The sequence below is a fragment of the Nocardiopsis sp. NPDC055824 genome, assembly GCF_053616335.1.
The window spans coordinates 1-26,160 of the sequence record NZ_JBSHDN010000091.1 but is presented as its reverse complement, the minus strand read 5'-3'; the positions used below and the strand labels follow the sequence as shown (position 1 = coordinate 26,160).

General features: G+C 72.2%; 25 protein-coding genes, 4 tRNA genes and 2 pseudogenes. 19 read left to right on the top strand and 12 right to left on the bottom strand.

Annotated features, from left to right (window positions below; translation table 11 throughout):
• Positions 1-58: 58 nt before the first annotated feature.
• The 6 genes from ACWGL3_RS18735 to ACWGL3_RS18710 all read right to left on the bottom strand — a co-directional run bounded on the left by ACWGL3_RS18735 (position 59) and on the right by ACWGL3_RS18710 (position 6,400).
• Positions 59-1,177 carry an ABC transporter substrate-binding protein gene (locus tag ACWGL3_RS18735; protein WP_267947026.1) on the bottom strand — a complete coding sequence of 373 codons (1,119 nt, stop codon included), beginning with the start codon at positions 1,175-1,177 and terminating at the stop codon, positions 59-61.
• 23 nt (positions 1,178-1,200) lie between these two features.
• Positions 1,201-2,034 (bottom strand): ABC transporter permease, encoded by an 834-nt coding sequence (locus tag ACWGL3_RS18730; RefSeq protein ID WP_267947025.1) that lies wholly within the window; start codon positions 2,032-2,034, stop codon positions 1,201-1,203.
• Between the two features lie 26 nt (positions 2,035-2,060).
• Positions 2,061-2,864 carry an ABC transporter ATP-binding protein gene (locus ACWGL3_RS18725; RefSeq protein WP_267947024.1) on the bottom strand — a complete coding sequence of 268 codons (804 nt, stop codon included), beginning with the start codon at positions 2,862-2,864 and terminating at the stop codon, positions 2,061-2,063.
• Positions 2,865-3,466: 602 nt separating this feature from the next.
• Positions 3,467-3,904, bottom strand: coding sequence for a hypothetical protein (locus ACWGL3_RS18720; RefSeq protein WP_344176748.1), 438 nt, complete (start codon positions 3,902-3,904; stop codon positions 3,467-3,469).
• A 523-nt stretch (positions 3,905-4,427) separates the two neighbouring features.
• Complete coding sequence (locus ACWGL3_RS18715) at positions 4,428-5,810, bottom strand: amidohydrolase family protein (RefSeq protein ID WP_267947022.1); 1,383 nt, start codon at positions 5,808-5,810, stop codon at positions 4,428-4,430.
• 11 nt (positions 5,811-5,821) lie between these two features.
• Positions 5,822-6,400: a GNAT family N-acetyltransferase gene (locus tag ACWGL3_RS18710; protein ID WP_452461605.1), complete on the bottom strand. Its 579-nt coding sequence runs from the start codon at positions 6,398-6,400 to the stop codon at positions 5,822-5,824.
• Between the two features lie 69 nt (positions 6,401-6,469).
• Here ACWGL3_RS18710 and ACWGL3_RS18705 point away from each other — a divergent pair, with 69 nt between their 5' ends.
• Entirely contained in the window at positions 6,470-7,090 is a 621-nt protein-coding gene (locus ACWGL3_RS18705) for a TetR/AcrR family transcriptional regulator (RefSeq protein WP_267947020.1), read from the top strand.
• 56 nt (positions 7,091-7,146) lie between these two features.
• Here the strand turns inward: ACWGL3_RS18705 and ACWGL3_RS18700 are convergent, their stop codons facing one another.
• The gene (locus tag ACWGL3_RS18700) at positions 7,147-7,983 is read right to left on the bottom strand and encodes an alpha/beta fold hydrolase (protein ID WP_267947019.1); all 837 of its coding nucleotides are present in this window, start codon (positions 7,981-7,983) and stop codon (positions 7,147-7,149) included.
• 226 nt (positions 7,984-8,209) lie between these two features.
• On the opposite strand from ACWGL3_RS18700, the gene ACWGL3_RS18695 reads away from it, so the two are divergent.
• From ACWGL3_RS18695 to ACWGL3_RS18680, 4 genes are all read left to right on the top strand, one after another.
• Positions 8,210-9,721: a serine hydrolase domain-containing protein gene (locus ACWGL3_RS18695; protein ID WP_267947018.1), complete on the top strand. Its 1,512-nt coding sequence runs from the start codon at positions 8,210-8,212 to the stop codon at positions 9,719-9,721.
• Positions 9,722-10,111: 390 nt separating this feature from the next.
• Positions 10,112-10,765: an alpha/beta hydrolase family protein gene (locus tag ACWGL3_RS18690; protein WP_267947017.1), complete on the top strand. Its 654-nt coding sequence runs from the start codon at positions 10,112-10,114 to the stop codon at positions 10,763-10,765.
• Positions 10,766-10,772: 7 nt separating this feature from the next.
• Complete coding sequence (locus ACWGL3_RS18685; protein ID WP_267947016.1) at positions 10,773-12,011, top strand: phthiocerol/phthiodiolone dimycocerosyl transferase family protein; 1,239 nt, start codon at positions 10,773-10,775, stop codon at positions 12,009-12,011.
• Between the two features lie 228 nt (positions 12,012-12,239).
• Positions 12,240-12,312: transfer RNA gene (locus ACWGL3_RS18680), tRNA-Lys, on the top strand.
• Positions 12,313-12,481: 169 nt separating this feature from the next.
• On the opposite strand, the gene ACWGL3_RS18675 is transcribed toward ACWGL3_RS18680, so the two are convergent.
• Positions 12,482-13,279 carry a helix-turn-helix transcriptional regulator gene (locus ACWGL3_RS18675; protein ID WP_267947015.1) on the bottom strand — a complete coding sequence of 266 codons (798 nt, stop codon included), beginning with the start codon at positions 13,277-13,279 and terminating at the stop codon, positions 12,482-12,484.
• A gap of 167 nt (positions 13,280-13,446) precedes the next feature.
• Between ACWGL3_RS18675 and ACWGL3_RS18670 the strand changes: the two genes are divergently transcribed.
• Both ACWGL3_RS18670 and ACWGL3_RS18665 read left to right on the top strand, forming a co-directional pair.
• Entirely contained in the window at positions 13,447-13,782 is a 336-nt protein-coding gene (locus tag ACWGL3_RS18670; protein ID WP_267947014.1) for a hypothetical protein, read from the top strand.
• Between the two features lie 60 nt (positions 13,783-13,842).
• Positions 13,843-14,400, top strand: a complete 558-nt coding sequence (locus tag ACWGL3_RS18665; RefSeq protein WP_267947013.1) for a nuclear transport factor 2 family protein — start codon at positions 13,843-13,845, stop codon at positions 14,398-14,400.
• Between the two features lie 46 nt (positions 14,401-14,446).
• Here ACWGL3_RS18665 and ACWGL3_RS18660 read toward each other — a convergent pair whose 3' ends face one another.
• Positions 14,447-15,214, bottom strand: coding sequence for a class I SAM-dependent methyltransferase (locus tag ACWGL3_RS18660; protein ID WP_267947012.1), 768 nt, complete (start codon positions 15,212-15,214; stop codon positions 14,447-14,449).
• Between the two features lie 73 nt (positions 15,215-15,287).
• Between ACWGL3_RS18660 and ACWGL3_RS18655 the strand changes: the two are divergent.
• Positions 15,288-15,560, top strand: a pseudogene (locus ACWGL3_RS18655) (IS982 family transposase); the annotation flags it as partial.
• 243 nt (positions 15,561-15,803) lie between these two features.
• Here ACWGL3_RS18655 and ACWGL3_RS18650 read toward each other — a convergent pair.
• Positions 15,804-16,457, bottom strand: a complete 654-nt coding sequence (locus tag ACWGL3_RS18650) for a hypothetical protein (protein ID WP_267947010.1) — start codon at positions 16,455-16,457, stop codon at positions 15,804-15,806.
• Between the two features lie 244 nt (positions 16,458-16,701).
• Here ACWGL3_RS18650 and ACWGL3_RS18645 point away from each other — a divergent pair, with 244 nt between their 5' ends.
• The 4 genes from ACWGL3_RS18645 (at position 16,702) to ACWGL3_RS18630 (ending at position 20,055) form a co-directional block, all read left to right on the top strand.
• On the top strand, positions 16,702-17,088 hold the full coding sequence (locus ACWGL3_RS18645) for a PPOX class F420-dependent oxidoreductase (RefSeq protein WP_267947009.1): 387 nt from the start codon (positions 16,702-16,704) through the stop codon (positions 17,086-17,088).
• A gap of 145 nt (positions 17,089-17,233) precedes the next feature.
• Positions 17,234-17,848: a TetR/AcrR family transcriptional regulator gene (locus ACWGL3_RS18640; protein ID WP_267947008.1), complete on the top strand. Its 615-nt coding sequence runs from the start codon at positions 17,234-17,236 to the stop codon at positions 17,846-17,848.
• A gap of 53 nt (positions 17,849-17,901) precedes the next feature.
• Positions 17,902-19,539, top strand: a complete 1,638-nt coding sequence (locus ACWGL3_RS18635; RefSeq protein ID WP_267947007.1) for an MDR family MFS transporter — start codon at positions 17,902-17,904, stop codon at positions 19,537-19,539.
• Positions 19,540-19,794: 255 nt separating this feature from the next.
• Positions 19,795-20,055: a PspC domain-containing protein gene (locus tag ACWGL3_RS18630; protein ID WP_267947006.1), complete on the top strand. Its 261-nt coding sequence runs from the start codon at positions 19,795-19,797 to the stop codon at positions 20,053-20,055.
• A gap of 177 nt (positions 20,056-20,232) precedes the next feature.
• Here ACWGL3_RS18630 and ACWGL3_RS18625 read toward each other — a convergent pair whose 3' ends face one another.
• Both ACWGL3_RS18625 and ACWGL3_RS18620 read right to left on the bottom strand, forming a co-directional pair.
• The gene (locus ACWGL3_RS18625) at positions 20,233-21,558 is read right to left on the bottom strand and encodes an MFS transporter (protein ID WP_267947005.1); all 1,326 of its coding nucleotides are present in this window, start codon (positions 21,556-21,558) and stop codon (positions 20,233-20,235) included.
• Between the two features lie 332 nt (positions 21,559-21,890).
• Complete coding sequence (locus ACWGL3_RS18620) at positions 21,891-22,241, bottom strand: metallopeptidase family protein (protein WP_267947004.1); 351 nt, start codon at positions 22,239-22,241, stop codon at positions 21,891-21,893.
• 107 nt (positions 22,242-22,348) lie between these two features.
• Here ACWGL3_RS18620 and ACWGL3_RS18615 point away from each other — a divergent pair, with 107 nt between their 5' ends.
• From ACWGL3_RS18615 to ACWGL3_RS18585, 7 genes and pseudogenes are all read left to right on the top strand, one after another.
• Positions 22,349-23,881 carry a metallophosphoesterase family protein gene (locus ACWGL3_RS18615; RefSeq protein ID WP_267950553.1) on the top strand — a complete coding sequence of 511 codons (1,533 nt, stop codon included), beginning with the start codon at positions 22,349-22,351 and terminating at the stop codon, positions 23,879-23,881.
• Positions 23,882-23,988: 107 nt separating this feature from the next.
• Positions 23,989-24,061: transfer RNA gene (locus ACWGL3_RS18610), tRNA-Glu, on the top strand.
• A gap of 88 nt (positions 24,062-24,149) precedes the next feature.
• Positions 24,150-24,224 (top strand) — tRNA-Asp (locus ACWGL3_RS18605).
• Between the two features lie 25 nt (positions 24,225-24,249).
• Positions 24,250-24,323, top strand: a tRNA-Phe gene (locus ACWGL3_RS18600).
• A gap of 212 nt (positions 24,324-24,535) precedes the next feature.
• The gene (locus ACWGL3_RS18595; protein ID WP_267947003.1) at positions 24,536-24,931 is read left to right on the top strand and encodes a DUF6188 family protein; all 396 of its coding nucleotides are present in this window, start codon (positions 24,536-24,538) and stop codon (positions 24,929-24,931) included.
• A 256-nt stretch (positions 24,932-25,187) separates the two neighbouring features.
• Entirely contained in the window at positions 25,188-25,985 is a 798-nt protein-coding gene (locus ACWGL3_RS18590) for a MerR family transcriptional regulator (protein WP_267947002.1), read from the top strand.
• Positions 25,982-26,160 (top strand): annotated as a pseudogene (locus ACWGL3_RS18585) (DUF418 domain-containing protein); the annotation flags it as partial. The gene ACWGL3_RS18590 and the pseudogene ACWGL3_RS18585, both read left to right, overlap by 4 nt.

Here is a 26,160-nt window from a genome sequence, read left to right as displayed (position 1 = left end):
GCCCGGGGGAGGGCGGCGCCGGCGGCTCACCGCGTGCGGCGGGTCCTGCCCGTGCGCGCTACTCGGCGGGCCAGGAGACCTCGGTGGCGACGTGCACGGCCTCCAGGTAGCGCGGGTCGAACAGGGGCTCCAGGTCGGGCAGCTCGTCCAGCTGGCCGTTGTCCACCAGGGTCTCCCCCTCGGCCTCGGTCAGGTTCAGGTCGATGTACCCGGGAGGGGCGTCGTCGGGCGTGGACGAGGTGACCAGCTCGTGCTCGGCGTTCCACACCCGCAGGTTGTGGTCGACGTCGTACCCGGACTCGGCCAGGTCGGCGGCGTACCCGACGCACTCCTCGCCGTTCTCCTGGCAGTACGAGAACGCCTGGGCGATCGCGCGCAGGTAGTCCTCGACCACGGTCGGGTTCTCCTGGGCCCACTCGGGGTGCGTGGCCATCACGCCGAACGAGCCGACGACCCCGTAGTCCTCGGGGAGCCACTCGTTGTACTCCTCGTCCATGTCGGCGAGGAGGAACGGCTCGTTGGACCGGAACCCGGTGAGAGCCTGCACCTGGTCGCGGGGCAGGACGCTGGGGTCGTAGCCGACCTCCACGATCTCGATGGCGTCCATGTCGACGCCGTCGGCGACGAGCATGGCCTCCAGCGGGGCGGGCAGCATGCCCTTGTGCCCCAGGGTGGTGCCCTCCAGGTCGCCGAGCTCCTCGATGCCGGTCCCCGTCAGCAGGGTGGCGATGGGGACGTGCCCGTACGTGGAGATGCCGATGACGTCGTGGCCGGCGTCGTTGGCCTGGAGGACCTCGGCCTCGTTGCCCAGCGACGTGAAGTGCGCCGTACCGGCCGAGACCAGCTGGGAGTTGCCGATCGTGTCGCCGGTGCCGGGCTGGATCTCGACGTCGAGGCAGACGGCGTCGAAGAAGCCGAGGGCGTCGGCGGCGACGGCCTCCAGGATGCTCACGGAGGCCTGGTACTGGTATCCGGTGATGTAGGTGACGGGTCCCGCGGCGCGGTTGGTCTCGCACCGCTCCTCGTCGATCACGGTGGCCACGTCCGCCGGCTCCTCGGTCGCCTCCTCGCCCGCGCAGGCGGTGGTGAGGAGGAGGGCCGAGGTGAGGGCCGCGGCGGCCACGGGGCGTACGCGCCGGATCCGGGGCCGGGGGAGGGAGGCGGGGGGGAGTGCCACGAGGGCTCCTTCGGGTGTGTGCGTCACTGCTGCGACTCGTGCCAGAACAGCAGTCGTCGTTCGAGGACGGTGATGAGTGCGAGCATCAGCACGCCCATGGCGGCCAGACAGGCGATGGCCGCGTAGACGTACTCCAGGCGGGCGGTCGCGGCCGAGGTGCGGATCATCGTGCCGAGTCCGCTGGAGGACCCGGCGGCGACGAACTCCGCGACCACGGCGCCCACGATGGAAAGGGGGAACACCACCCGCAGCGCTGCGAGGGCGTAGGGGAGGCTGCTGGGGACGCGCAGCCGGAGCAGCACCTCCAGGCGGGAGGCGTGCAGGGTCGAGAACACGTGCAGGACGGGCACGGGCACCGACCGCAGCCCGGTCGTCATGTTGATGAGCACCGGGAAGAAGGTGATGATCGCGGTGACGATCACCTTGGGCGCCATGCCGAACCCGAACGCGACCACCAGGGCGGGGGCGAGCGCGACGACGGGGGTCACGTTCAGCACGACGGCCAGCGGCATGATCGCGCGCCGCACCACCGGCACCTCGGACATGACGAGGGACAGGACGAACGCCGTCCCCGCTCCGAAGGACACGCCGAGGAGGGCGATCCGGAGCGTGGACCACGCGTTGCCGAGGAACAGGCCGGGGTCCTCCACCAGGACCGTGCCCACCTCCCGGAGCGGGGGGAGCAGGTAGGGCTGGTCCTCGGCGACCGCCGTCCAGGCGAGGCCGCAGAGCAGCACGGCCACGGTGGCGGGCATCCACAGCCCGATGCCGAACAGGCGGCGGCGTACGCGCGGGGCCGCCCCTCGCGGGCCCTCCTCGCGGTCGGGACGGGGACGGGCGGGGGTCTGGGTGGCCATGGCCGTTCCTCCTCTCGGGGCGGTGCTCACAGGGGGACGAGGTCGTCGGGGGCGGCTCCGGCCTCCCAGGCGGTCTGGAGGGAGGCGCGCACCCTGTCCTCCAGGACGTGCAGGCGGGGCCCGGTCACGACGCCCCGGTCGCGGGGGCGCGGCAGGTCGACGTCCAGCACCTCGTGCACGCGTCCCGGACGGGCGGACATCACCACGACCGTGTCGGAGAGGGTGACCGCCTCGCGGACCGAGTGGGTGACGAACAGGACCGTCGTGGACATGCGCTCCCACAGCCCGAGGAGCTGGAGCTGGAGCGCCTCACGGGTGAACTCGTCCAGCGCGGAGAAGGGCTCGTCCATCAGCAGCAGGTCGGGGCGGATGCCGAAGGCGCGGGCGATGGCGACGCGCTGCCTCATGCCGCCGGAGAGCTCGTGGGGGTACTTGCGGGCGGCGTCCTCCAGGCCCACCATGCGGAGCAGCAGGTCGGGGTCCTCGCTGCCCCGGCCGGCCCGGCGGTTGACGCGGGAGGGCAGGGACACGTTGCGCCGCACGTTCTGCCAGGGGAGCAGGGCCGGGGACTGGGGGACGAGGCCGACGGCCTTGGCGGCGGCCATGCGCTCCGGGGTCGACCCGAACACGGAGACGGTCCCGGTGTCGTGCCGCTCCAGCCCGGCCACCACGCGCAGCAGGGTGGACTTCCCGCACCCGCTGGGGCCGATGAGGCTGACGAAGCGGCCCCGGGGGATCTCCAGGTCGACGTCGTGGAGCGCCGGCCGGAGCGGGTCGGCGCCCTCGTAGGCCTTGGTGAGCCCGCGCACCTCGATCCTGTCGCCGGTCACGCCGCGTCCCCGTGCCGCGGCGTCCGCTCCCCGAGGGGGAGCCGGGGGAGGGGCCCGGTCCCCGAGGGGAGCCGGAGGCGCGGAACCGCTGCGGGCGCTCGCGAGGCGGCGCCGTGCGCGGACGGGTCGGTGGGCGGCGGTGTCATTCCTGCTCCTCGATATGCGTGATCGGATGATCGCACACGGTGGCGCTCCGGTGAATGGGTGTTTCCGGGGCAAAGGGAGGAGCGCCGGTCGGGGGTGCCCGAAAAGGGCTGCGGAGGAGCGGGAACGGCTGTGCGGCACGTGGGGAAAGCGGGGAAAAGGGGACCCGGGCGCCCGGCGGGAATCGGGGACGCGTGCGCCGGCGGCGCGTCGCCGGCGCGGGAAAGGGTCGCGCGCGCATGTGGCGTGCGGCGGCGCGCGGGCGCGCACGCGCGGCGCGCATGCGCGACGGGCGGGACATCCATGAACACCCTCCGGGGATGACTGCCTCCGGGCACGGCGAACCAGGGACCGGAGACGTTCGTTGGAGAGCGGGTGGGAGCATGGAATGCGGCGGCCCGCGGGGTTTGACGCGTGGAACGTTAGGGTTAATCGATTAACACGTTATGAAGTGTTCATCACGTACTGATATCGAGTGTGCGGATCCTGTGATGCTCGTCGACCAGGGCGACGGTGATCCGGTAGGAGGCGAACGCGGCGGGGAGCCAGGCCCCCCGCCCGAACAGCCGGGCGAGCGGTTCGCCGATGACCAGGAGGACGTGCGCGTCCGGGAAGTGGTGGTCGCGCAGCCACACGAGCTTGAAGGCGTCGGCGATGACCTTGTTGCGCTGGGTCGACTTGACCGGGCCCTGGAGCGGGGTGAACTGCACCAGGAGGCTCGGGCGGCCCCCGTCGGCGCAGTCGACGCCGATCCTCGTGCCGTCGGGCAGCGTGAACTCGCGGGGGGTGAGTTCGATGCCCAGGTGCGCCGACAGGGCCTCGGCCAGGCCGGGGTCGCCCTGGCGGGCCGGTCGGGTCGAGACCACCGACGACGGACTTCTCGCTGAATACGCCATGGTAGGAAGACTTTAGTGCACAGAAGCCCCATAGTCATCGCGGCGTCGTCGTTCCGGGCGGGTAATCCACGTGCTTCGGAGGGTCCTACCTGGGGCTTTATGGAAGGGATTCGTGTCGCGTCTCACAGGCGTATTATCTCTGCCGGGGAAGGCTCCGCAGGGGGCTCGGGGCAAGGTTTCCCGTAGATTCGCAGGTCGGACGGCACGAACCGAAATCAGTGGCTTCGGGTGTGCCCGGATGTCAGGGAAAAGGGCTCTGCTATTGCCGTTTCCCATGGTCTTCGGAAAAGGCCAGTTCAGAGCGTGTTCCGGCCCGCGGGAGGAAATGTGGGATCACCGGTTGTCCTCGAAACGAGACCGGGGAATCCCGCTTCGGGCGTCGCGGGGCCCCTCCGGCAGGGGGCGCGGGGCCCGCGGGGCGGCGGTCCGCGCGGAGGGGGCACGGGAGCCCGGGGCCGCGCGAGGTCCCGGGCGTACCGGGTCCCCGGTACGCCCGGGAACCCGGTACGCGGGGTCCGGCGGGTCAGGCGACCTGGTCCGCCGCCGCGCGCTCGGCGGTGTCGAGCAGCGCCTGCCGCTCCCCGGGGCCGATGAACCTGCCCGCGACCACGACGGCGTGGATGCGCGTGGTGTTGCGGATGTCGGCCAGGGGGTCGGCGTCCAGCACCACGAGGTCGGCGGCCCTGCCCTCCCGGACGGTGCCCGACCACTGTTCGCGGCCCAGGAAGCGGGCCGCCTCCAGGGTCGCGATCCGGAGGACCCGCGCGGGGCTCAGCCCTGACCGCACCAGCAGTTCCAGCTCGTCGTGCAGGCCGAACCCGGGGAGGACGCCCGGGGTGAGCGGGTCGGTGCCCGCGAGCAGGCGCACCCCGGCCGCGTCCATCGCGACGACGGTCTCCCGGCGCCGCTCGAACAGGTCGCGGCGCAGGGCCCCCTCGGCGGCGCTGCGTCCACGTGTGTAGACCTGTTCCAGGACGTACTTCCACATCTCGCGCATGTACGGCGGCAGGTACCGCAGGCGGGGGTCCTCCAGTCCGGCCCGCTCCGGCAGGTCCACCTTCTCGTGCATCACCAGCGTGGGGCACAGGGCCACGTCGTTGGCGGCCAGCCGTCCGAACACCGAGGCCGCCGCCGCGGAGTCGTAGGAGTTGACGGACTCCCACTCCACCTCGTTGATCTGCCGGAACCAGCTGGAGTAGTAGGTGTCGGGTTCGAGGGAGATCCGCGCCATCGACGCCTCCATCTCCGCCGCGTCCCGGGAGAGTGCGGGCCACAGGCCGTGGACGTGCTCGAAGGAGCGCTGGCCCAGTTCGACCTGTTCCACGAAGGGCACCAGGTCCGAGCGGTGGCCGACGACGGGGATGTCCTGGCGCCGGGCCTCCTCCATCAGGGCGAGGTAGGACTCGCGGTCCAGCCGGGAGTAGACCTTCACGAAGTCCGCCCCGGCGTCGCGGGTCTCGCCGACGGCGCGGCGGGCGTCCTGGGCGCCCTTGACGACGGTGGGCGCCGCGGGGCCCGGGATGTCCTCCCAGAGGGAGGGGGAGCCGTCCACCAGGTTGCCGCCGACGACCCAGCGGGGGCCCGACATCGTTCCGGCCCCGATGCGCCGCCGCCAGTCGTGGACCCGGGGGCCGCCCCACATCTCGCGCACGGTGGTGACGCCGTTCGCGAGGTAGAGCGCGGGGATGATCCGCTCGTCCTCGATGTCGCTGTGGACGTGCATGTCCGCCAGGCCCGGGATGAGGTACTTCCCGGTGAGGTCGACCACCGACGCGGTCTCCGGCACGGGGACCTCCGCGGTGCGTCCGACCGCGGTGATGACGCCGTCCTCGACGAGGACGGTGCGGTCCGGGGCGGACGGGCCGCCGGTGGAGTCGATCACGGTCACATGGGTGTACGCCTGCACGGGTCTTCTCCTCATGGGTTGGGCTCGCGCCACATCGGGTGGACGGTGGGTCCGTCGGGAAGGGTGACCGGGTCGCCCAGCGGGGCGAACCCGTGCCGGGCGTAGAGGGCCGCGCTCCGCTCGGTACTGGCCTCCAGGTAGGCGGGGAGGCCGGCACCGTCGAGGCGGTGGCCCAACAGGGCAGAGCCCAGTCCTCGGCCCCGGGCGCGTGGCAGCACGCAGATCGTCGAGAGGTACAGGTGGGGGACGGTCGGGTGCCGGTCCTCCATGGTCCGCCCGAGCAGGGCGATCCGCGGCACGTGGGGCGCGTACGCCGCGGGGAGCGCCCGGAGGCTCTCCTCGCCCGGGGATCGGGCGGGGCCCGAGCGGTGGGACCAGAGGGCGAGGGCGCTCCCGGTCCCGTCGACCAGCACACGGTCGGTCGCGAGCGCGGTGGCGACGAACTCGCGCATCAGGGCGGGGAGGAGTGCGCGGCGCTCCTCGGCGTCGGGGATCATCCAGGCCATAACGGGGTCGGAGTCCATCGCCTCGGCGATGACGGCGGCCGCCCGCTCCTCGTCGGAGGGAGGGAGTTCGCGGATCTCGATCATGGAGCGATCATACGTATGTATATGACGTTTGTACAATACACTTGTATATAAAGAGGTTAGAGTGGGCGCATGGGACACAAGGAGCAGTTGCTGGAAGGCGCCAAGCAGTGCCTGTACACGAAGGGCTACGCCCGCACGACCTCGCGCGACATCGTGGCCGCCTCGGGGGCGAACCTGGCGTCGATCGGCTACCACTACGGGTCCAAGGAGGTCCTGCTGACCACCGCGATGATCGCCGTCGTGGGGGAGTGGTCGGATCGCGTGCTCGCGGTGCTCTCCGCCGCCGACGGCGGTTCCGCGCCGGTCGACAGGTTCGAGGAGACGATGAACCGGCTCGTGCGCTCCCTGGGCGACGTCCGCACGATGGTGGCCGCGAACTTCGAGGTGCTGGCCCAGCTCGACCGCATGCCCGAACTCCGCGACCAGCTCGCCGGGGCCCACCGGCTCGCACGCCGGGGGCTGGCCGCCGTCGTGCTCGGCGTGCCGGTGGAACAGGTGACGGACGAGCAGGAGGACACGGTCGGCTCGCTCATGCTGACGCTGGTGCCCGGCGTGATGGCGCAGAGCCTGGTCTCACCCGGGGAGACGCCGGACGGGACGCGGCTCGCCGCCGCGATCCGGGCGCTGCTGCCGCAGGCGCCCGGATCGGCGGGGGAGGCGGAGGGCGGCACGGTCCCGGGCCGCGCCTGAACCCGGACCGCCTCCCTCCGTTCCCGGGGGCGGGCCCCGGCCCGGCCCCCGGCGGGTCACCGGCCGCCGAAGAACTCCGCCAGCACGGGCGCGAGCCGCTTCGGCGCCGTCATCACCGAGCCGTGGTTCAGACCCGGCAGCACGCGGTGCTCGGCGGCGTCGAGCACCCCCGCCAGCTCCTCCGCGGCCCTGTGGAACCCGGCCGGGCTCCTGCCGCCCGTCAGCACCAGTGTCCGCGCGTCGGTCGACCACGCGTCCGCGTCCAGCGGCTCCCCCCGCTGGGTGTCGCCCATGACCGCGATGTCGTAGGGCAGGGTGTGCGCCATCGCGGTCAGGGTCGCCCACTGCTTGGGCATCATCCGCATCAGTCCCACCACGAACCCGGGCATGCCCTGCGCCCCGGTCATGAACTCCCGCACCGCGTCCGGGCGCCGTCCCTCGGAGAGCAGGGCGTCGATGCGCGACGGGAAGCCCGGCGGGGGGCCGAAGCCGCCCGGTTCCACCGAGAACGGCGGCTCGTAGAGGGCGAGCCGGTCGACGCCCGCCCCGGCGACGGCGGCCCGGAGCGCGAGAACCGCCCCGGACGAGCTGCCGAACACCGACGCCGAGCCGCCGACGTGCGCGATCAGCGCCGCGATGTCCTCGATCTCGCGCTCCACGGCGTAGGCCTTCGCATCGCCGCTCGCGCCCCGGCCACGCCGGTCGTAGTTGACCACGGTGAACCGCTGGGCGAGCAGGCGGGCGAGCCCGCGGGTGTCCCCGCGGTCGGCCAGGGCCGAGGGGACCAGGACCACCGGACTCCCCTCGCCGAGGCGCTCGAAGGCGATCCGCGTCCCGTCCGCCGAGGCGACCGCGGAGTCCGCCGCGGTTCCGTTCTTGCTGTTCGAGCCCATGTGTCCTGCTCCGATCCGGGTGCTGCTCCGTCGTGTCCGACCGTGTGACGGCGGTCCGCCGGAAAAGGAATCGGCACGGCGGCGACCGGTCCGGCCCTTCGGCGCGGGCGCCCGTCCTCGGGCGCGCCTTCCGGCCTCCGGGCACCCGGCCGGCCTTGTTAACCGTATGTATATACGGTTATTGTCGTACGCCCATACGGTTATCAAGGCACCCGTGGAGGCCCCCGTGAACCGCCGTCCCGCCCGCCCCGCCCCGCGATGGGCCGCCGCCCTCTGCGCGGCACTGCTCCTCGCCCCGGTCGGCGGCGCCCCCGCCGCGGCCGCCGCCGCACGGGATCCCGCCGACCCCTACGCCGCGATCGACGACTACGTGCAGAGGCGCATGGAGGCGACCGGCACACCCGGGCTGTCCTACGCGGTGGTCGGACCCGACGGGCCCCTCCACCGGGCGGCGTGGGGAACCGACGGCGACGGGGCCCCCGTCACGGCCGGGACGCCGTTCCTGTGGGGGTCCGTGGCCAAGCCGGTCACCGCGACCGCCGTCCTCGCGCTGGCCGAGGACGGCGCACTCGGACTGGACGACCCGGTCGCCGACCACCTGCCGGAATTCCGGTTCGGAGGGGCGCACGCCCCGCAGACCACCGTCCGCCACCTGCTCGCCCAGACCTCGGGCCTGCCGCCCTCGTCGGCCTTCGCGGTCTCCGACTGCCGGGGGGACTGCCCCCGGCCCGCCGACCGCCTCCCGGCGCTGGACCGGATCCGGCCCCTCGCGCCCCCCGGCGGCGAGTACGCCTACACCAGCGCCAACTACCTGGTCCTCGCCGCCGTGGTCGAGTCCGTCACCGGCGTCCCCTTCTCCGACCACGTCCGCGACGCCGTGCTCGAACCGGCGGGTGCGGACGGTGCGATCACCGACCCCGCCTCGGCCCGTGACCGCGCCCTGGCCCCGGGGCACCTCCCGCTCTGGGGCGTCACCGCGCCGGTCGCGGCCGGACTCGACCCCCACGGGGCGGCGTACGGCTACCTCGGCGGCGACCTCGACGACCTCGCGGCGCTCGCCTCCCTCTACCTCCGGGGCGGAGGGGGCGTCCTGTCGGCGGACTCCTTCGGGGAGATGAGCCGCGAGCAGACCACGGACGACGGGGCGGGGACGGGCTACGGCCTGGGGTGGCGCGTCGGCGGACTCGACGCCCCGCTGGACGGGGCCGTGTGGCACAGCGGGGCCGCACCCGGCTACTCGGCCGTGCTGCTCCTGCTCCCCGAGCGCGGCCTCGCCCTCGTCATGCAGCAGAACTCCCACGGGCTCCTGCACGACGCGGCGAGCACGGACGTCCTGTTCGGGGCCTCCGCCATGCTCGCGGGCGCCCCGGAGCCGGAAGGCGGCCCGTCCCGCACCGCCTACCTGCTCACCGTCGCCGCCGCCACCGGTCTGGCCGTGTGGCTGACGGCGACGGCCGCCGGGGCGTGTGCGGCACTGCGCCGACCGCGTACCCCGGCCGCTCCGCCCACCAGGACGGCCACCGCGTTCCGGATCCTCCCGGGGCTGCTCCCCGTCGGAGCCGGGGCCGTCCTCCTCGCGGTGACGGGGGCCGACGGGGCTCTCGCGTGGGCGCCCGACGTCGCCCTCTCCCTCGCCGTCGCCGCGGCGGCCGGCGTCGCCTCGGCCGTGCTCCGCACGTGGGCCGACGTCCGAGCGCGGCGGGCCGGGGCGGCGCGGGACCGGGCCGCCCCCGCGTAGGCGTCGCGGTCCTGAGGCAGAGGAAGGGGCGTCACCGCTCTCCCGCCGAGAGACCGGTGACGCCCCCGCGTGTCCGTCGTGGTCTTCCCCAACCACGATTAGAACGCATGTACGAATCTAGCAGCTGTGGGTGACGTGCGCGAGATCCGCCGCGCGGAGCCGCCGGTGACGCGGTGCCACGAACCGGCCCCGAGAAATGTCATGGCGGAGCGGTGACGCGGTCCCACCGCCGGACGGACGCCCCCTCGGCTGAAGAGGTCCCCCCCCAGCGGCGTTCCGGAAAGGCCGGCCGCATCGGCGGCCGCGGGGGACTTGAGTGTGCCGCGGCGTCATGGTTTCTCCTGGAGCACAGCCCACCCCGGGCCACCGCACACGAACGAGAGGGGCGACATGGCACTGCCCGGCCCGATCCCGGTCGAGGACTTGGACGGCGGTTCCGAGCCGCGGTGCGTGACCGCCGACGAGACCCGCAGCGTGGTGCGCTGCGAGCGGGCCGACGACCCGAGCCGGCTGTTCCACCTCCGGGACAGCGGCGGCGACGAGAACCGGCACCTGGTTCGGGTCGACCCGGACGACCCGGGGTCTGCGGCGGTCGACCTCACCCCGTTCCCGGGGGCGGGGGTGCTGAGCTCCGCTCCGGCCCCGGCCGCCCGGGGCGGGCCGGTCGACCACTGGTACCGCTACGTCGGCGGCCCCGCGGACGCCGGGCAGGAGGCGGACATGCAGGCCCGCTCGCCGATCTCCCGGGTGGACGAGATCACCACCCCGCTGATGGTGGTCCAGGGCGCCAACGACACCCGTGTCGCGCAGGCCGGGTCCGACCGGATCGTCGAGGCCCTCCGCGCCCGCGGGGCCGAGGTGGGGTACCCGGTCCTCCCCGAGGAGGGCCACGACTTCGTGAACCCGGAGAACCTCATCACCGCGTTCGGCGCCGCCGAGCGCTTCCTCGCCCGCCACCCGGAAGGGCGGAGCGACCGGGCCGACCGCGACCGCGCCGACGGGGCGGCCCTTTCGACCACCGTTTCCCACACTCGCGAAGGGTGACCACCGCATGGACACGAGCCAAGGCAGAACCGTCCGACCGCTGGGCGCGTTCGAGCGGACCATCGACCTCTACATGCACCGCAACCCGGTCCAGTTCTCCCTGGTCGCCGAGCTGTCCCACCGGGTCCTGCCCGGCTCGGCGGCCGCGGCCCTGGCGGTGCTGCGGGTCCGCCATCCCCTGCTCGGGGTGGCGGTCGACCGCACCGCACCGCAGGCGGTCTTCCGGGCGGCTGACGGCCCGATCCCCCTGGAGGCGGCCGCGGACGGCACCCCGTGGCAGTCCGTCGTCGCCGTCGAGCAGACACGGCCGATCCCCCCGGAGCCGGGGCCGCTGGTCCGCGCCGTGCTGGTCCCGGGGGAGCCGGGGAGCACCGTGGTGCTGACCTTCGCCCACCAGATCGCCGACGGTGTCGGCGGGCTGCGGGCCCTGCTGGACCTGGTGGCGGCGCTGGGCGGCGAGGAGCCGGCGCCCGGCGGGGTCCCGGAGGCGCAGGAGGACCTCCTCGCCCGCAGCGGGGGAGCGGCGGAGGCCGACGGCCCCGCGGCCGGGCCCCCTCCGGAGAACGACGCTCGCATGGACGCGCCCGGCGAGCTCACGCCGTTCTCCGGGAGCAGGCCGCACGTCGACGCCCTCGCCCTGGACCGGGGCCTGACAGCGCGGCTCGTCCGCCGCTGCCGCCGGGAGCGCGCCTCGGTGCACGCCGCCCTCTGCGCGGCCGCCGCGGTGGTGTTCCACCGGCGGGGGCGCGAGTACGTGCGTGTGCTCAGCCCCGTGGACCTGCGCCGCGCCGCCGGGCTGCCCGACGAGGTGGCGGTCCGGTTCGCGGGCGCCCGGACGGGGAGCGACGTGGACGGCGCAGGCGACTTCTGGCAGCTGGCCCGCCGCACCCGCGCAGCGCTCTCGCTCCAGCGGACGCCGGACGCGCTCAGGGCCGGCGCCGCGGCCATCGCGGGACAGCCCCCGTCGAGCAGTGCCGAGGCCGAGGCGATGATGGCCTCCGCCACGGCCGCCGACGTCCAGATCACCAACCTCGGGGTCGCGGACCCCGGCCCGGGTATGGAGGCGGTCACCGCCCTGTGGGGTCCGGCACAGACCACCCAGCTGCGGGGCGAGCACGTCCTCGGCGTCGTGACCGTCGGCGGGCGGCTGAGGATGACGGAGCTGACCCATGACCCCGTCGCCGGCCTCGTCCCCGAGATGGGCGCCGTGCTGGCCGAGGCGTGCGCCGAGCCCCCGGGCGCGTGAGGGCCGTCCGCGGTTCCCCGGGTTCTGGGGCCGGGTCTCCCAGGCTCTGGGCTCGCGTCCGGGGGAGCCCGGTGGGCGGCTGTCGGGCCTGTCCGCGGCGGCGGGCCCCGCGTGTCGGCACGGTGATCAGGCGCGTTGCGCGCGGGGTTCCATCGGCAGCACGAAGGGCCTGCTGCTGGGGTAGAGTTGCCTCTGGCGACGGGCGGCAGCATGCCCGGGAGTCGCCGAGGGCCTCTAGCTCAATTGGCAGAGCAACGGACTTTTAATCCGTGGGTTCAGGGTTCGAGCCCCTGGGGGCCTACTCATGGAAGCCCAGGTCAAAGGCCATCTCAAGGTCTCGGTCCTGGGTTTTTCCCGTTCCCGGGGCCGCCGCCCGCTCCTGTGCCTCCGCCGTGCCGCCACCTCGTGCGCGTGCCCGCTCCCCCCTCCTGCTCCGTCCCGTGGCCGGGCCTGCTGTCCGGTGCGCAGGGCTACTCGTCCTCCTGGGGCGTGTAGAGCATGATCCAGTGGTCCCGCTCGGGGTCGTGCAGCACCTCGATGTCGAAGCGGGCCCACCCCTGGGTCGGGTGGTGCATCCGCTTGACCGCCGACCTCGAAGCGCCGACCTCGCCCTCCTCCCAGTGGTCGCGGAAGCTCTGACTGGTCGCGGTGAGCTCGGCGAGCAGGGACCGCAGGTAGGCGTCGTCGGGGTACCGGCTCAGCGCGATCCGGAACTCGGCGGCCGCGGCCCGCAGGAAGCGCTCCGAGCCCTCGCCTCCGAGCAGGCGCGCCAGGGTGTCGGTCGTGAAGGCCTGGTAGGCGATGTTGCGCTCGAACGGGCCGTCGCCGAACGAGGTCCCGAGCAGCTCCTGCGCGGCCTTGTTGCGGGCCAGCAGGTCCAGGCGCCCGTCGTGCACGGTGACCGGCATCGTCTCGTCCAGGCCCCGCAGCAGGCGCAGCAGCCCGGGGCGGATGACCGAGGCGGGGGAGGCCGGCTCAGGCGGGGGCTCACCGCCCAGCCGGAAGAGGTGGGCGCGTTCGGCGTCCGAGAGACCGAACGCCTGTGCCAGCGAGGCGAGGATCTCGCGCGAGGGGCGGGGCGCCCTGCCCTGCTCCAGGCGTGTGTAGTACTCCACCGAGATCCCCGCCAGGTCGGAGACCTCCTGGCGGCGGAGCCCCGGAACCCGCCGGCGGGAGGTCCGCACGCCGCCCCGCGGGTCCGCGGGGCTCATCGCGGCCCTGCGGCGCCTCAGGTACGCCCCGAACTCGGTTCGATCGCTGCTCGGCATGCCCCTTATTGTCCCCGCCCCGTGTCGGCGGGCGAGCCTGGTCCTGCCGATACCACCCTCGGCTCGGCCTTCCTGCCCCGCCCGTCCTCCCGGATCATCGAAAACGAACCGGGTTCACCAGGAACGCCCCGAGCATGTGGCGGACCGCCCGGGGCCGAGGAGAGGGCATGACCAGTACAGCGTGGACCTTCACGATCCCCCGGAGTCGCGTCCAGGAGTTCCGGGACCTCCTCGCCGACCTGAACAGGGACCACCTGCCCGGCCTGGACACCCGGGCCCGAGAGGTCGGCTACCTCCGGGAGCGGATGTGGCTCCAGCCGGGGGAGGACGGCGGCGCGGAGTTCATCGTCTACCTCGAATTCGACGAAGGCGTCGACCTGGCCGACTTCTCCGAGCGGCTCCTGGCCTACGAGTCCGAGTTCACGCGGTGGTGGACGCCCCGCTTCGCCTCCTTCGGAATCCCCACCTCGTTCGGTGAGCCCCTGCTGTCCTGGGACGCCTGAACCGGATCTCCGCGCACACCCCCCGCACACCCGCACACCCGCACGACGATCGGAAACCTCATGGACGACCAGAGAGTGACGCCCGTCGCCCACACCGGGCTCGCCGTGGCCCAGGAGTTCATCCGCGCCGTCGAGGCCAAGGACATCGACGCCGTGGCCCGGACCCTGGCAGGCGAGGCGCGACAGCTGTTCATGCACGCCGGGGGCGCCACGACCCCCCAGGGTGTCGCCGACATCGTCGCGGGCCGCAAGCGGGGCGTCTGCGTCGCCGACGTCAAGGGCAGGAGCGAGGTCCTCGCTTACACGGGCGCCCTGTTCGACAAGTTCTCCCCGCTGCGCTGGCGCGACCACAGGTGGGTCGTCTCGCCCGACGGCGGCGAGCTCTTCTTCCACGGCGTCGGCGACATGGTCGTGGCGCGCACGGGACAGCCCTACCGCAACACCTATGTGACGCGGTTCGATGTCGAGGACGGCCGGATCGTCCTCATGGCCGAGTACGGGAACGCGCTGATGTACGCCGGGCTGGGCGTGCGCCCGAACGGGGCCGAGTTCCGCTCCCTGCTGCGCGCGGTCGGCCGCATGCTCTCGCCGCGGCTCTCCGCCCGCTCGGGCCTGTGAGCCTCCCGCCCCAGGCGGGCGGCCCGGCCCCTGCCCGGGCGTGGACTCACCCGGCGACGGGCGACGGCGGCGCCTCGACGACGAAGAACAGGAAGCCGATCTGCGTGGACAGGGCGTGGAAGTCGTCGGGGAACAGCTCACGGGCGGCCGGGTCGGGCTGCGGCTCGCTGATGACGGAGAGGCGGAAGCCGGCGGCGGTGAAGGCGTCGGTCATCGCGTGCAGCGGTCGGCGCCAGAACTTCAGCGTGACGGTCCGCCCGCTGAACGAGAGCTCGTCGGAATAGCTGGTGGTCGCGGAATAGTCGGGTCGGGGGTCCTGGATCGCGTAGTCCACGAACGGGTGCTGCACCGAGGCGATCAGCCGGCCGCCCGGCCTGAGCACGCGCCGCATCTCGGCCAGCGTCGGCCCCCAGTCCTCCAGGTAGTGCAGCACCAGCGACGCGACCACGTCGTCGAACGCGTCGTCGTCGAACGGCAGGGGGTCGCCCAGGTCCGCCACGCGCAGGTCGACGCCGTCCCCGAGCCGCCGCCTGGCCAGCGCCAGCATCCCGGCGCTGGCGTCGACGCCGGTGACGACGGCGCCGCGTTCGCGCAGGGCGGCCGACAGGGGACCCGCGCCGCAGCCGGCGTCCAGGATCCGGCGGCCGGCCACGTCCCCGGCGAGGGCCAGCATCGCCGGCCGCTCGTAGTAGGCGTTCTGGATGTTGTTCTCGTTCTCCGCCGCGTACGCCTCGGCGAAGCCGTCGTAGTCGTTCGTCCGGCCCGGAGCATCGGGCCGGGCGGGGGTCTCGGGGGTGCCGGTTCCTCGGTCCATGGCCAGAGCCTAGATGAGTAATTCCAAGGGGTGTGTGGTCTGAGCATGAGGCGAGGGAGCCCATGGTCGAGTTGTGACGCAAGACCTGAACTCCCTCGTCCAAGCACTCTACGACACCCCCCAACGGCTCCTGAAACACCGTCCGGACCTGGCCCCCCGGCGTCCCGCCATCGGATTCCGACCCCGCCTGTCCGACGCCGACCTGGTCACCCTCGCGCTCATGCAGGCCATGCCCGGACACACCGACGAAACCCGATGGCCGCGCTACGCCCGCACCCACCTCGCGGAGCGCTTCCCCTACCTGCCCCAACAGAGCGGATACAACAAGCGCCTACGCGAAGCAGCCGGACCGAGCGGCGCTCCCCCGCCCCGCCAGCAGGCGTGGATGAGACAAGGCCCTGTTTCCTGACCCTTCTCGAACACGCTCTGAGTCTTCTGTGCCATCACGGCCTGCTGAACCGGTTCCGGGTATTGCGTGAACTCATGTCCGACGAACGCGCGGAGATCGTCGAATGATCCGGCCGGCGGCCTGTCCCGGGCCCACGGCGAGCGTCACAGCAATGTTGCAGCGCACTCCCGAAACACCTGTTCACGACCACCGTTCGAATTCGGCGTCGAGGCGTGTTTCAGTGCGCACCCAGACTTCGCCGTCGGCCGCCTCGGCCGGGGCGTCGACTCGCTCGAGGCCGAGAAATTCGATCAGCTTGAGCAGTTCGGCTCGCTCGGCTCGATCATCGTCGACACCATGTGAATCGAAGAAGATGTAGTAACGGTTGCTCGGGTCCACGATGCCCGAATCCGCCCAGATGCGGGCAACCTCTTCGATTGCTGCGGCTTCGGTGGTGATCATGGCGGCGCGGGTGGCACCACGGGTCTCCGGTGACGCGTCGAGGTCGGCGAGGTCCGGGAACCACTGTCCGAAGTGGTCGAGGCCGGAATGTCCGTTCTCGAAGAACAGCATGGCGCTCGGCAGGTAGCGATTGCCCCTGTCGACCTTGAGGTATTCGATCTGAGGCGCGCCCGCACCTTCGATCCGGGCGATCGCGCCTCTGTCGGGCATGAGAAGCAACCTCTGGGCCGCCGGTGCGTCTTCGATGGTGTAAGTGTCGGAATCTCGACCCCGGAAGAACTCGGAGAATGCTGCGTAGGCCTCTTGGGGGTCTCCCACGGAAACGTAGTGGTCGTTACCGTCGCCAACACCGAAAATGAACTGCTTCGGTCCTGGTTCGTAAGAGCGGGCCATGTTGTCTCCTTGGTTCAGGCGTGATGCCTCCATCAGCGTAGTCGAATCTGAACAGGCGGACTTTTCGGTCATCGCCGATGAGTCCCGGACGACCGGGAGCGTGTTCGAAGGGGCGGGAAACAGGGCCTTGGCCCGTCCGGGCCTGCCGGGCACCGGATGGGCGCGTCGCCGCGCGCGGGACGGGCACTGTTGGTGTACTCGGACAGTCGGAAGACCGGCCGAGGATCGACGACCAAGGAGCGGCATGGCGTTCTCTGAGAAGCAGCAGGCGGTTCTGCGCAAGCCCGCGTTCGGGCACGTGGCCACACTCGGCCCCGAGGGGCAGCCCCAGTCGAGCCCGGTGTGGATCGACTGGGACGGCGAGTTCCTGAGGTTCAGCCAGACCACCACCCGGCAGAAGCTGCACAACCTCCGGCGCGACGGGCGGATCGCGGTGTCGGCCACCGACCCCGACGACCCCTACATGTACGTGGAGGTCCGCGGCGAGGTGGAGCGGATCGAGGAGGACACGGACAAGGCCTTCATCGACGAGATGTCCCAGAAGTACATGGGCACCCCGTACCCCTGGGACGACCCCTCCGAGAAACGTGTCATTGTCTACGTCCGGCCCGAACGCTTCGTGGGCCGGTAGGGCGGTCGGCAGGCCACGGGCGCGGCCCCGCTCCGGCGGGGTCGCGCGCTCCCCGTCGCGGGCGGCGTCCGCGCCGCCCCGGAGCACACTCGTTGAGAAATATTGCACGGTCCGCAAGGATTGGCCGTGTACGGGGAGGACCACCGTGGGACTTCGGGAACGGAAGAAGCAGGCGACCCGCCGCGCACTCCAGGAGGCGGGGATACGCCTCACCCTGGAACGCGGGCTGGAGAACGTGACGGTCGAGGAGATCGCCCTGGAGGCCGACGTCTCGACGCGCACCTTCTTCAACTACTTCGCCACCAAGGAGGAGGCCCTCCTCGGCGACGTCCCCGCGACCCCCGACGAACAGGTGCGGCAGGCGTTCGTCGACGGCGGCCCCACGGGGGACTTCGTCGAGGACCTCATCACCGTCCTGATCACGTTCCTGGTCAGCACCGAGGACCTCGCCACCCAGCGCGCGGACATGCTCCTGCGCAAGAAGCTCACCGAACGCGAACCCCAGCTCGTGCGCGGGCTGCTCGCCCGCTTCCACAACGTGGAGGTGGAGCTGGCCGGGGCCATCGCCGAGCGCACCGGCGCCGGCCCCGACGACGACCGGCCGCAGCTCCTCGCGGCGGCCGGCATGGCGGTGATGCGCCACACCATGAAGCGCCTCCACTACTCGGAGAGCGAGGAGCCCGCGGACGTCCGCGCCAAGATCCGCGAGGCGCTCCGCCACCTCGGAGAGGCCTTCGCGCCCCCGGCGCGCGAGGACTGAGCCCCGGGGCGAGCCGTCCCTCCCAGGTCTCCCGAAGGCGAACGGAACCCTCTATGACCACCCCCGGCCCCACCCGGCTGCGCTGGATCCTCCTGACGATCATCCTGACGATGCTGCTGGGCTCGCTCGACCAGACCATCGTCGCCACCGCCCTGCCCACGATCGTCGGCGAGCTCGACGGCCTGGAACACCTCTCCTGGGTCGTCACCGCCTACATGCTCGCGGCCACGGTCGGCATGCCCGTCTACGGCAAGGCCGGGGACGTCTTCGGCCGCCGCCACGTGTACGTCTTCGCGATCGCGGTGTTCCTGCTGGGGTCCGTCCTGTCCGGCCTGGCCCAGAACATGACCCAGCTCATCGTCTTCCGCGCCGTGCAGGGCATCGGCGGGGGCGGGCTGATCATCAGCGCCCAGGCGATCATCGCCGACGTGGTCCCGCCCCGCGAGCGCGGCAAGTACATGGGGGTCATGGGCGCGGTGTTCGGCGTCTCCGCCATCGCGGGACCGCTGCTCGGCGGGTTCTTCACCGATCAGCTCGACTGGCGCTGGATCTTCTACATCAACCTGCCGCTCGGGGCGGTGGCGCTGGTCACGGCGCTGGCGGTGGTCCACCTGCCCCGGCCGACCGGCCCCAGGCCCCGCCTGGACCTCGCGGGCACGGCACTGCTCGCGGCCACGAGCGTCTGCCTGGTGCTGGCGACGAGCTGGGCCGGGCACGCCTACGCCTGGCTCAGCCCGCAGATCATCGGCCTGGGCGCGGGCGCCCTCGTCGCGGGCCTGCTGTTCGTCCTCGTGGAACGGCGCGCGGCCGACCCCGTCATCCCGCTGCGCCTCTTCCGGGACCGGGACTTCGTCCTGACGGCACTGGTGGGGATCACCGTCGGCATCGCCATGTTCTCGACGGTCGCCTACATGCCCACGTTCCTCCAGATGGTCGGCGGGGCGTCGGCCACCGAGTCCGGCCTGCTCATGCTCCCGATGGTGGCCGGGATGCTCACGAGCACCATCACCACCGGACGACTCATCTCCAGGACAGGCCGCTACAAGCACTGGCCGGTCATCGGCACCGCCCTGATCACGGTGGGCCTGGTCCTGCTGTCCCGCATGACCGCCGACACCCCCTACGCCTTCAACGGGACGGCGATGCTGGTCCTGGGGCTGGGCGTGGGCATGGTGATGCAGAACCTCGTGCTGATCGTCCAGAACACCGCCCCCCGCCGCGACCTGGGGGCCGCGACGTCGGCGAACAACTACTTCCGCCAGATCGGCGCGTCCTTCGGCATCGCCGTGTTCGGCTCGGTCTTCGTGTCCCGCCTCGACCGGCGGATGGAGGGCGCGCCCGGCGGCGGCGTGGAGTTCGCGGGCGGGGAGGCCGGGATCAGCTCCATGACCCCCCAGCTGCTCCAGGGCCTTCCGGCGCCGCAGCGCGAGTTCATCGTCGACGCCTTCGCGGGGGCGCTGCCGCCGATCTTCCTCTACGCGGTGCCCGTGGCCCTGGCCGGCTTCGTGCTCTCCTGGTTCATCTCGGAGAAGCCCCTGGGCACCAGCCTTCCCGGTCACGACCCCGCGGAGTCCGTCGGGCCCCGGCCGGACGCCGGGGCCGGGGACGGCGGGGACACGAGCGCCGGGGATCCCGGCACGTCCGGCCGGGCGGAGGGAACCGCCGAGGAGCTGCCCACCGGTAGGGACTGACCTCCGGGGAACGCCCGGCCTCTCCCCGGGGAGGCCGCGCCGCCCTCGGGGGACCGCCGTACGGGTCGGCCCGGCCCCGTTCGGGCCGAATGTGCCCCACGCCTCAGGAACGCCGTGGGACTCCGTCCCGTCGAACCCTTCACGGGGGTGTCCGGACGCCCCCGGCCGCCCCTCCAAGGGGGTCGGGGGGATGTCAGGGGAGGGCCAGGGCTGTCCCCGATGGGAATCGTCGTGGGGAGCGGGCATGGTGGATACATGAACGAGAACTACCAGAGCAAGCGGTTCCGGCGCAGCGGGACCGACCGTTACCTCGCCGGCGTCTGCGGCGGTATCGCCGAGTTCCTCAAGGTCGACTCCAACCTCGTCCGGCTGGTCCTCGTGGTACTGACCTTCTTCGGGTTCAGCGGTGTCTTCGTGTACATCCTGGCCTGGCTGGTCATGCCGGCCGCGAACGAGCAGCGCTCCATGCTGGAGCAGATCATCCGCAACTTCCAAGGAAAGCCGAGCGAGAACTGATGTGGACCCTCAGGGCACACCCGGGCTGGGAACGACGTGAGCTCCGCACCCCACGGGAGGAACGCGAGGCCGAGGAGGCCCGCGAACCCTCCGTGGAGAGCTGCGGCGAGCGCTAGGGCGCGTCCGGCCGAACCCCGCCCCGCCGAGAGAGACGGGCGGCACCCGCCGGAGGACGCCCTAGGGCCGCTCGGTGGCGTCCATCCGCGCGATGGTCTCCCCCGAGAGCCGTGACCAGGGGATCGCCAGGAGCACGGCGAAGCCCACCCCGAGCACGCCGGCCGAGACGATGACGACGCCGGTGCCGAAGAACTCGGCGAAGAACCCGGCGATCAGGATGCCGACGCCCTGCGCGGCCTGGAGCCCGGACGCGACCAGCCCGAAGGCCAGTCCCCGGCCCTCCTTGGGCACGCACAGCACGAACGCCGCGTTGGCCACGAACTGGTAGGACCCCGCGACGCCGCACAGGGCCAGGGCGGTCACCATCAGCCACAGCGGCGGGTCGAACAGCCAGAGCAGCAGCGGCACCGACGTGAGGACGGCCAGGGGGCCGAGCAGGCGCATCCGGGTCGGCGGCGGGACCAGGCGGGTGAGGACGAACCCGCCGAGGAACGCGCCGATCGACGAGCCCGCCATGATGAACCCCGCGGCGGCGGCCCCCGCCCCGATCTCGGCGGCCATGGGGTTGGCCAGCCCGTAGGGGATCATGTAGAGGCCGGCGAGCCACGCGAGCAGCGCCAGTGTGCGCAGCCGCGGGTCGCCGAAGACGAGCTTGGCCCCGTCGCGCGTCATGGCCGCGAACCCGGGCCGCTCCTCCTTCTCCCCCCGGGGCGCCGGGCGGGCCTTCACCCCGATCAGCACGACCGTCGCGGACAGGACGAAGAGGATCCCGGTCGACATCACGGTGATGTTGGGTCCGACGTGCGCCACGATCACACCGCCGGCGACGAGCCCGGCGAGCATGCCGATCTGCGAGGTCAGCTGGATGATCGCGGTGCTCGCGACGTAGCGCTCGCCCTGGATGATCTCCGCCAGCATGGCCGCGCGGGCCGCCGCGAACGGGATCGACGGCAGCACCGAGCAGAACAGCAGGAGCCAGATCGCCCAGATCGGCATGCCGGGGATGCCGATGAGCACGATGACCGCGGCGCGGGCGAGGTCGCAGATGACCATCACCCTGCGCCTCGGGAAGAGGTCGGCGAGCCCCGCGATCAGGGGACTGATGATCGGCGGCAGGAAGGTGAGGGCCAGGGTGACGCCGGCGGCGAGCGCGGAGCCCGTCACCTGGAAGACGAGGATGCTGGTCGCGATGTTCAGCAGGTTGGAGCCGATCATCGAGAGTGCGTGGGCGAGCCAGACGGCGCGGAACTCGCCGATCGCCATGACGTCGCGGTAGCTGCTCCGCCAGTCGTCCTTGCCCGGGCCGGCGGGGGTCGCGTTGTCGGGGGCGCTCGAAGACTCGTGGTCTCCGTTGTCAGGTGTGTTGTCGAGGCGCGGATTGGCCACCCGGCACTCCCTTACTGTTACAGGGTTGAAATCACGCTGTGTCGTGTCTCAATAACCAACCGTTCCGGAAGGCGGGCTTCCTCGCAAGCCACTTGGGTAAATTCGTGTCTGATTCGTTGCTGCGGGTAATGGACGACGGGTGGATTCGGCAATCTCCCGGCCAAGTCGTGTACGGAACGTTTTTGCTGGTGACAATGTGTACACGGGCGATCCCCGTGACGGCCCGGCGTGTCGGGCGCGGGCGAGTCGTTCCCGGATGTGTACGCAGAGCACCGAAAATGGGACCCCGTACCGAAAAAAGCGGCCGGAGTTTCGGATTCCGGCGGCCCCGCTCAGCCCCACCCCAGTTCGGTCAGCCTGGCGTCGTCGATCCCGAAGTGGTGGGCGATCTCGTGCACCACTGTGACCAGGACTTCTTCCACCACCTGCTCGGGGGTCTCGCAGATCGCGCAGATGTTGCGACGGTAGATGAAGATCTGGTCCGGGAGCACGCCGAAGTAGGTGTCGCCGCGCTCGGTCAGCGGGATGCCCTCGTACAGGCCGAGCAGGCCGTCGGGGGACTCGTCCTCCACGCTGATCACCACGTTGTCCATCAGCCGGGACAACTCGGTCGGGATCTCGTCCAGGGCGTCGGCGACCAGCTCCTCGAAGGCCCTGCGTGTCAGTTCCACCACGCCTGCCATTGTGCTGCCTGCCGGTGGGGGAGGGAAGCGGCCCCCGAGCGGCATAACACTCTGGAAAGGGAGGAAATATTGGGATCGACCCCCGTCAGCGGCATGATGGTGGTGTGTTGTCTTGGGAAGCGATCCGCGGTCACGACTTCCGTGGGGCCCTCGCGCGGCTCCGCGTCGCCCTCGACCGGGTGCGCGCAGGGCGCGCGTGGCGGTGGGGGTGCGTCGTCGCCGCCGGGCTCGTCGGGGGGTGGCTCGGCCTTGCGCTGGGCGGACAGGTGGTCACCCCCATCGGCCCGGCCGACGTCACCCTGGGTCTGACCCCCCAGTGGCGCGGCGAGACCGTCGTCGACGTGGCCCCGCTGGGACAGCTGGCCTTCGACACGCACAGCGCGCCCCTGAAGCTGGAGGCGACGATCTCCGACATCCGGCTGTCGGCTGCCCAGGAGATGTTCGCCGACCCGGAGGCCATCAACCGGATGGCCGCGGGCATCGGATCGGACCTGCGCGACGGCGTGGTCGCGCTGCTGGTCCGCGCGGTCCTCGCGGCGACCCTGGGTGCGGCCCTGATGGGCCTCCTGCTCTTCCGGAGCGCCGGGCGCGCCGCGGGCAGCGCGGCCGCGTCCCTCGCCGTCCTCGTGGCCTCGGGCGCCGCCGCCGCGGGCACCTTCAACCCCAGCGCCATCGCCGAGCCCCGCTACACCGGCCTCATCGCGGGGGCCCCGCAGGTGGTCGGCAGCGCCGAGGAGGTGGTGGGCCGCTTCAGCCAGTACCAGGAGCAGCTCGCGGGCCTGGTCGGCAACGTCGCGATGCTCTACGAGGCCACCTCGACCCTCCCCGTGTACGAGGAGGACGAGACGGTGATCCGGGTGCTGCACGTGTCCGACATCCAGCTCAACCCCGCGTCGTGGAGCATCATCCGCACCCTCCAGGAGCAGTACGGGGTGGACATGGTGGTCGACTCCGGGGACCTCACCGACCGGGGCAGCGCCACCGAGGACGTGTTCGCCGACGAGATCGGCAAGCTCGACGTGCCGTACGTGTGGGTGCGCGGACAGCACGACTCCATGGGCACCCAGCGCGCGGTGGAGGCCCAGTCGAACAGCGTGGTCCTCGACGGCGCCGTCGAGGAGGTGGGCGGGCTCACCTTCTACGGCTCGGGGGACCCCCGGTTCTCCCCCGACGCGACCCGCCTCAACCCCGACGCCGCCGGGGTGGCCGCGCGGGGCGAGGAGGAGGCCGGCGAGGTCATCGGCTCCCGCGAGGACGTGGACGTGGTCCTCATGCACACGCGCACGCAGGCCGAGGCGTTCGACGGGGTGGCGCCCCTCGTGCTGACCGGCGGCGACCACCTGAGATCCACCGAGCTGACCGACCTCGGCACGAGGTTCCTCGTCCAGGGCTCCACCGGGGGCGCGGGGCTGCGTGGCCTTGATCACGGTCCGGACCGGCCGACCCCCTACCAGGCGTCGGTGCTGTACTTCGACGCCGAGAGTGGGCGCCTCCAGGCGCGCGACGACGTCGACCTGGGCGGCATCGGTCTCACGTCGGCCCAGGTCGAACGGCACATCGAGGGAGAACCGGACCGCCCGGTCGGGGACCGCCCGCAGGTACCGGCGACGGAGGGCGACGGGGACGGCCGCACACCGTAGCACCCGGGCCCGGATCGGCGTTCCCGCAGGTGGCGGACGTCTGGCCCGGGTGGGGGAATCGCTTTGGTGTTGGTGGGAATCTCCCCTATGCTTGACCTGTCACACGGGCCCCCATCGTCTAGCGGCCTAGGACGCCGCCCTTTCAAGGCGGTAGCGCGGGTTCGAATCCCGTTGGGGGTACGACGCGGTTCGAGCACTGCCGGACGTCTGGCAGAATAAGAACCGCGACAACGCGCCGGGGCACGTACCGGGCGCGACAACAGAACAAGGTCCTGTGGAGCAGTTAGGAGTGCTCGCCACCCTGTCAAGGTGGAGGCCGCGGGTTCAAATCCCGTCAGGACCGCCGTCGCCGAGCGATCGGCGAGTGCGGCTAGGTAGCTCAGTTGGTACGAGCGTCCGCCTGAAAAGCGGAAGGTCGGCGGTTCGACCCCGCCCCTAGCCACTTCCAGCAGACATGCACAAAGGCCCCGTCACCTGCGTATACAGGTGACGGGGCCTTTTGGTGTGTCAGTGGACGGCGGCGGTTGCAGGTAAGTGGCCACGGCCAATGCGCGGCCACGTCCGAGCGCCTGCTCGCCTGCTCGCCCTGCTTCAGGCCGACGGGCGGTGCGGTCGACGAACCTCGGTGCGTGGCGCAGGACGTCGGGAGGCGTAGTGAAGGTTCCCACGGAGCTGGTCGGCGCCCAGGTCACGAGAACGGCCTTCGACCACCAGGTCAGAATCACCTTCACCGGCCACGGCCCCGACGGCCGGATCCGCCTGGACGGGGAACTCGTCATCGAAACCGTGTTGTCCATGACGGACCCGGGCGGTGGCCGGGTCGTCCTGACTCCGGGGGCCGGCACCTCTCCGGCGCCGCTGCTCGGCCTGTTCGCCAAGACCGTCGCCGAGGTCGAGGTCACCGGGTGCGGCACCCTGTGCGTCGACTTCGACGACGGCACGGGGCTGAGGGTCGACCCGGACCCGGATTACGAGTCGTGGAGTCTCACCGGCTTCGGGTTCGACTCCGTTCTGGTGGGTCCGGGCGGGGAAGTCGGCCGGCAACGCTGATCAGCGGTGGACCGGGGGCGTCGGTGCGCCTCCTCGCTCTACCCCGCCGTCGGTCGTCGGGGGACCGTGTCGCTCACCACACGCGGCGGCTCTCGGACCGCGCAGGCACAGGTCACAGGGTTCCGGGACCGCGCCCCCCGACCGGCAGGGGACCGGCCCCCCTCCACCGCTGTTGACCGTGCCCCGACGGCATGGTCTGCAATGGCAGGCACCGGCACGGGAGGCACCGTGCCGGAGCGAGGAGGGAGGGCCGGCCATGGCGTGGAGCACCCGTCAGCTCGCCGAGCTCGCCGGAACCACGGTGAAGGCCGTGCGGCACTACCACGAGCTCGGCCTGCTGGACCAGCCAGAACGCGCCGCCAACGGCTACAAGCGCTACGGGGTCGAGCACCTGGTGGTCCTGCTGCGCATCCGGCGACTGGCCGGCTTCGGCCTGTCGCTGGCTCAGATCGCCGATATGGAGCGCACCGGGGAGCCCCCGGCGGAGGCCCTCCGCCTGCTGGACGCGGAGCTGGCGGAAGCGGTGGAGCGGCTCCGGCGGATCCGCGCCGAGCTGGCGGAGATCCTGGCGCGGCGCCTGCCCCCGGAACTGCCCGCCGAACTGGCCCCGGTCGCCGGGCGGCTCTCCCACGAGGACCGTTCGCTGGCCCTGGTGATGACGCGGGTCTACACCCCCGAGGCGGCGGAGGCCTACATCGATCTGCTTAGGGACATCGAGCCCCATCCCGTCGACGAGGTCTTCATGAATCTGCCGGCGGACGCGGACGAACGGGCACGGCGCGGCGCGGCCGAGCAGATGCTCCCCCTGGTCCGCGGCGTGCTCGCCGACTACCCCGCCCTGGACCGGTCCGGGCTCCCCCCGGCGGACGCGGCCCGGACCGGCGAGGTGGTCACCGCGATGATGCGCGTCCTGTGCAACCCCGCCCAGCTCGACGTCCTGAAGCGCGTCGGGGACCGGCTCGCGGAGGAGCGCGAGCCGCCCCGGGGCACCTGGCCGGACACACGACCCGCCGGCGCAGACAGCCGTGAGGAAGACGAGGAACCCGCACCATGACGACCACCCGACCCGACACCCCGCCCCCGGAGCCCCCGGTCCCCGCCGCGGCCTCGGCGGGCTCGACCCCGGTCTCGGAGCGGGCCCTGGCCCCGGACCTGGCCCGCGGCATGATGCTGCTGCTGATCGCGCTGGCCCATGTGCCGTGGTTCATCTACGACGCCCCCTCGGGCCT

Excerpts from the sequence above, each read along its gene's own strand:
- ACWGL3_RS18730 (WP_267947025.1), bottom strand. The coding sequence starts at position 2,034 with ATGGCCACCCAGACCCCCGCCCGTCCCCGTCCCGACCGCGAGGAGGGC.
- ACWGL3_RS18720 (WP_344176748.1), bottom strand. The coding sequence starts at position 3,904 with ATGGCGTATTCAGCGAGAAGTCCGTCGTCGGTGGTCTCGACCCGACCG.
- ACWGL3_RS18710 (WP_452461605.1), bottom strand. The coding sequence starts at position 6,400 with ATGATCGAGATCCGCGAACTCCCTCCCTCCGACGAGGAGCGGGCGGCC.
- ACWGL3_RS18705 (WP_267947020.1), top strand. The coding sequence starts at position 6,470 with ATGGGACACAAGGAGCAGTTGCTGGAAGGCGCCAAGCAGTGCCTGTAC.
- ACWGL3_RS18700 (WP_267947019.1), bottom strand. The coding sequence starts at position 7,983 with ATGGGCTCGAACAGCAAGAACGGAACCGCGGCGGACTCCGCGGTCGCC.
- ACWGL3_RS18690 (WP_267947017.1), top strand. The coding sequence starts at position 10,112 with ATGGCACTGCCCGGCCCGATCCCGGTCGAGGACTTGGACGGCGGTTCC.
- ACWGL3_RS18685 (WP_267947016.1), top strand. The coding sequence starts at position 10,773 with ATGGACACGAGCCAAGGCAGAACCGTCCGACCGCTGGGCGCGTTCGAG.
- ACWGL3_RS18675 (WP_267947015.1), bottom strand. The coding sequence starts at position 13,279 with ATGCCGAGCAGCGATCGAACCGAGTTCGGGGCGTACCTGAGGCGCCGC.
- ACWGL3_RS18670 (WP_267947014.1), top strand. The coding sequence starts at position 13,447 with ATGACCAGTACAGCGTGGACCTTCACGATCCCCCGGAGTCGCGTCCAG.
- ACWGL3_RS18665 (WP_267947013.1), top strand. The coding sequence starts at position 13,843 with ATGGACGACCAGAGAGTGACGCCCGTCGCCCACACCGGGCTCGCCGTG.
- ACWGL3_RS18660 (WP_267947012.1), bottom strand. The coding sequence starts at position 15,214 with ATGGACCGAGGAACCGGCACCCCCGAGACCCCCGCCCGGCCCGATGCT.
- ACWGL3_RS18650 (WP_267947010.1), bottom strand. The coding sequence starts at position 16,457 with ATGGCCCGCTCTTACGAACCAGGACCGAAGCAGTTCATTTTCGGTGTT.
- ACWGL3_RS18645 (WP_267947009.1), top strand. The coding sequence starts at position 16,702 with ATGGCGTTCTCTGAGAAGCAGCAGGCGGTTCTGCGCAAGCCCGCGTTC.
- ACWGL3_RS18635 (WP_267947007.1), top strand. The coding sequence starts at position 17,902 with ATGACCACCCCCGGCCCCACCCGGCTGCGCTGGATCCTCCTGACGATC.
- ACWGL3_RS18630 (WP_267947006.1), top strand. The coding sequence starts at position 19,795 with ATGAACGAGAACTACCAGAGCAAGCGGTTCCGGCGCAGCGGGACCGAC.
- ACWGL3_RS18620 (WP_267947004.1), bottom strand. The coding sequence starts at position 22,241 with ATGGCAGGCGTGGTGGAACTGACACGCAGGGCCTTCGAGGAGCTGGTC.
- ACWGL3_RS18590 (WP_267947002.1), top strand. The coding sequence starts at position 25,188 with ATGGCGTGGAGCACCCGTCAGCTCGCCGAGCTCGCCGGAACCACGGTG.